This window comes from Anaerococcus sp. HMSC068A02 (assembly GCF_001811125.1).
Classification (GTDB): domain Bacteria; phylum Bacillota; class Clostridia; order Tissierellales; family Peptoniphilaceae; genus Anaerococcus; species Anaerococcus vaginalis_C.
Genome location: NZ_KV803736.1, coordinates 1 through 4,106, shown reverse-complemented (window position 1 = coordinate 4,106; position 4,106 = coordinate 1). Strand labels below are relative to the sequence as shown.

The window sequence follows — 4,106 nt, the reverse complement described above, 5'->3', positions numbered from 1 at the left end:
TTGGACATATTTTCACGTTATAGTTATACCTATATTTTACATAAATCATAATATAAAAGTCAATACAATAACCTAATCCGATGAATTAATATTATCCTCATTTTTATTTTTTTCTGAACATCTTGGCGGTACTTCCAATTTTTCAAAATCTAACTGATCTGCATACTTTTCTATTAATTCTTGTAAGAGACGTGCCAACCCATCTAATTCATAAGAACAATCTTTTACGCTATTTTTATTATACAAGGTAAATTGCCTCCTAATTTTGATTTCACCTTGTATATGTCAGAAAAAAGTATTGATTCGTGTTTTTCTCCACACAGACTTTTTTATTGAAAATCTTTTAATGCATATATTCAATAGTTAATTGAAGAAAGGAGTAAAAAATGAAAAAAGATAGGAAAATTCCACTATTAAACGAGTTTTATTGCCGCGGAAGGATTGTAGGAAAAGGAGGTTTTAAGGAAAGAAATCCATACTTAACAATCTTTATTAATGGGAAAAGAGAGCCAAATTATATGAAAGTATACTTTGAATCTATAGATATTCATGATTTTAAAATGAATCAAACTGTTTATATTACAGGTTTTGTGAAAAGCCCTGTCATTCCCTATTTATATGAAGGTAGAAAAGAACAGTATTTTCTTGGTGAAAAAATAGTCTTAGAGAACACTTTGTTATCAGAAGCCTTTGAAATAGAAAATATAGGTTTTTCTTTTAAAAACCCATTTTCACGAGTTTTTCTTAGCGGTTCTATCTTAAGCATCAAAGAGTTCAATAATTGGATTACGATTCAAGTGCGAGACTATAGAGAGCAAGTAATTACACTTCAATACTCTAAAAACATGCGTGTAAATGATGTTTCGCTCGAAATAAATGACTTTGTTTTCGTATCGGCAATACTAGTCTCTGCAAGGAAAAATTATGATGAAATTACAGTTGACTATGAGGATTTAATAGTGGATGATTTAGCTGTGAATTAAAAAATAAAAGCTTGAGGTTAGACAATCTCAAGCTTTTATTTTTACTAGATTTAATTATAATTTTTTAGTCACTCTCTTTGGATCTCATACACAAAGCTATGCCAGTTATTAAAGAATTTTTCATTAAACAAATGGGACAACTTTATGAAGTTTTTAAAGCCTATACTCTCTAAATCAAGCTCTATATCAAAACTTCCATAAACTTCTGCATAGCATCTTATGGTTACTATCATATCGCTTAAAAAGTACTGAAGTGACTCACCTTCTCTTTCTAGTAAAATATCTCTGACGCCATCTACACAATAATAGTGTCCTCCAACATCTAGCCACACTTCTTCACTTAAAATAGATTTTTCTACCGACATAATATTCATGACTACACTTTTAAAAACCTTATCCAACAATTCTTCTTTTTCTAATATCATAATAATTTCCTTTCCTAATATATATAGTTACTTCTTACAGTCTTTATATGTCAGAATTAATATCCAATAACAAACTTGTCGTCATTGAAAATTCTTCCTATTATTATAAGAGATTGCTACTTATCTTTTACACTAACTAAAGAGAGTAATACTTTCTTTAAATTCTACTACTTACACCAATCGAATATCTATCCTTTTTCACAATACATATCACTTCTATCCTCATTTAATGAGGTCATGAAATTGACTTTTTATACTATAAACTAAATTTTCAACTTTCTCTTTTTTATTTTTAGAATAATAAAGATACGGCTCCTTGCATAACAGTCTTTTTATATATCCTAAAATGCGCCCTTTGTTTTTATCTTTTAAAAAAACTTCACTAACAATTTCTAACAAATCATCTGAATCAAAAAGTATTTGATAACCTAATTGCCTTTCTTGAATTAGGATATCGCTAATCATTAAGCTTCCCCACTCTTTTCCTCTTCGATCCTTTTCCCTATATTTTTTAACGGCTTTCACAAGAAGGTCTCTACACATTAATTTTTGCTTTTCATATGGCTTAAAAAGATTTTTTTCTAAATATAAGAATAATTTTTGACGAAACACTTCTTCATTTAAATTAAAAAGATTTGTTTCTTCAAAAAAATCTTTAAACTTATCTGTTTTTTTTATTGTATGCTCATATCTATAAATACTCCCATTTAGTATCTCTCCATTTTCATCAACGATGACGATTTCTTTATTTTTATGCTTCTTTTTTGTTTCTTTTAATTTATCATAAAATGTAATTTTATGTCGTTGATTTTGTGCTGTTATTGTTTTGGATTCATAGCCGTCTTTCTCTTTATGGTTTTCAATATCTATGCAAATTTTCATATACGGGATAAATCTAACCAGAGTACGTAATGGGTCTTCAAAATCTTTAGTATTACCTGTCGTTAAATAATTGTAGTTAATTTCACAATAGTTAAAAATGACATTTGATATGTCTATCTCAATTTTATAATCTTCGTATAATATATTTTTAATTTCCACAACCACATCTTTTAATTCTTCTAAAGAAAAATTTTCTATATTTTGTCCTAGAATGTCCGTTGGCGAAAAATCTATTCTTGCATATAAGCCACAATCTATGTTGCAACAATTCTCTCTTCTTATCTCCAATCGCCCAATTCCTCCCCTTTCAATTCGAATGGATTTCAGTTCTTTTCTATAATAACTAAATTTCGTTATTCCATATGAGTTCTGATATAAGCTTATTAAGTGATTAATCTCATACTCGGTAACTCTTACATTCTTAAATTTCACTCTATCAAAGCCAATGCGTTGAAATTTCTCATATCTTACTAAGATGTTTTTTTCTATTTTCATAATTCCCCCATATAAAAGAAAGTTTTTAATCTATCTCTTATATGTCAGAAAATTTAATATTTTTATTTTCTACACAGGATTTCCAATAAATAAAATCTGTTTATACGGTCCATTTATGGACGTATAAACAGATTTAGGGTACTTGCCAAGGATAAGTTTTTAAACTCTTTTGTTATTAAGAACCTTTTCTGACAAATTATAAATAGAAGATTGATGGTATGGAGAAAATAAAAAAGATAAGTGATCAAAAATGAGGAAACAAAGAGAGGAAGTCGCAAAATATGAAGTAAGAAAAAAATAAAAAAGATTTATAGAGCAAAAATTTTAAGTATGTAAAAAAATGTATAGTGTAGGAATTCACTTACAAAAGCATTAAATAGCAAGCCAAGCTATCAATCTAAAAATGTGTACTTTAGAGCAAGCCAAGCTCTTTAAAAAATGTGTTTTGTCTTAGATTAGACAACTTATAAGCTTCTACGGACTCGGTAGTATAAAAAGCTTAGTCTTAACAATTAGAGTAGCAAATAAGGCTCTAGAATCGATTTTAAGAGCTTTAATTTTAAAAAGATAGTTTATATATTTGAAAGGAGCATTCTATGTCTTTTAATATCACAAACAAAGCTTTTAACAAAGAATTTGGAATAATAGATGAAGAAAAGAAAAAAACTAAAAAATGGGATAAAAGAAAGCAAAAAAACATTTTAAAAAATCAGATTTATGATAGATTAACAAGAATGTTAAATGATGGTATGAGTACATCAAGAAATGACGATAAAAATGATTTATCAACTACAACAATAAATAAAATTTATAGCGTTACAACTTATAAGACATACAAAAAACAATGTTATAAATTTGCAGAATTTTTGAAAGAAAATTATCCTGAAATAAAGAAAATACAACAAGTTAAAACAGAACACGTAAATGAATATCTGAAAAACTTAACAAATCAAGACTTATCTGCTTACTCAATTAGCACATCTAAATCAGCTATAGCAAAGGTTTTAAGAACATCATCTACAAACTTTATAGCGACAGCTCCAAGGACAAGAAAATCAATTAAAAGAAGTCGATATGAAGCTAAAAGAGATAAACACATATCAGAAGAGCTAGAAAGAAAATTTTCTAAAATAACAAGCTCTACAGGATTAAGAAAAAAAGAAATGGAAGCTGTAAGAGGGGTTGATTTAAAAGAAATCAACGGAAAATATTATGTAAAAGTTAGACAAGGAAAAGGTGGAAAAAAACGCTTAGCTTTAATCATGGGCAAAGATAAAGAAGAAACAGATGAAATAATAAATATTTTTAAAGAAGCTGGAGA

5 protein-coding genes are annotated in these 4,106 nt (G+C 27.8%); 2 read left to right on the top strand and 3 right to left on the bottom strand.

Annotation, left to right across the window (positions count from 1 at the left end; genetic code table 11):
• Positions 1-72: 72 nt before the first annotated feature.
• Complete coding sequence (locus tag HMPREF2782_RS03165) at positions 73-246, bottom strand: hypothetical protein (protein ID WP_000282420.1); 174 nt, start codon at positions 244-246, stop codon at positions 73-75.
• A 140-nt stretch (positions 247-386) separates the two neighbouring features.
• Here HMPREF2782_RS03165 and HMPREF2782_RS03160 point away from each other — a divergent pair, with 140 nt between their 5' ends.
• Positions 387-983, top strand: a complete 597-nt coding sequence (locus HMPREF2782_RS03160) for a hypothetical protein (RefSeq protein WP_000711069.1) — start codon at positions 387-389, stop codon at positions 981-983.
• A 68-nt stretch (positions 984-1,051) separates the two neighbouring features.
• On the opposite strand, the gene HMPREF2782_RS03155 is transcribed toward HMPREF2782_RS03160, so the two are convergent.
• Positions 1,052-1,408 carry a hypothetical protein gene (locus HMPREF2782_RS03155; protein WP_000599722.1) on the bottom strand — a complete coding sequence of 119 codons (357 nt, stop codon included), beginning with the start codon at positions 1,406-1,408 and terminating at the stop codon, positions 1,052-1,054.
• A 222-nt stretch (positions 1,409-1,630) separates the two neighbouring features.
• The gene (locus HMPREF2782_RS03150) at positions 1,631-2,785 is read right to left on the bottom strand and encodes a hypothetical protein (protein ID WP_000687657.1); all 1,155 of its coding nucleotides are present in this window, start codon (positions 2,783-2,785) and stop codon (positions 1,631-1,633) included.
• 596 nt (positions 2,786-3,381) lie between these two features.
• Here HMPREF2782_RS03150 and HMPREF2782_RS03145 point away from each other — a divergent pair.
• Positions 3,382-4,106, top strand: a 725-nt coding sequence (locus tag HMPREF2782_RS03145; RefSeq protein WP_070640802.1) for a site-specific integrase, incomplete at its 3' end; no start/stop codon positions are given.

Excerpts from the sequence above, each read along its gene's own strand:
- HMPREF2782_RS03160 (WP_000711069.1), top strand. The coding sequence starts at position 387 with ATGAAAAAAGATAGGAAAATTCCACTATTAAACGAGTTTTATTGCCGC.
- HMPREF2782_RS03155 (WP_000599722.1), bottom strand. The coding sequence starts at position 1,408 with ATGATATTAGAAAAAGAAGAATTGTTGGATAAGGTTTTTAAAAGTGTA.
- HMPREF2782_RS03150 (WP_000687657.1), bottom strand. The coding sequence starts at position 2,785 with ATGAAAATAGAAAAAAACATCTTAGTAAGATATGAGAAATTTCAACGC.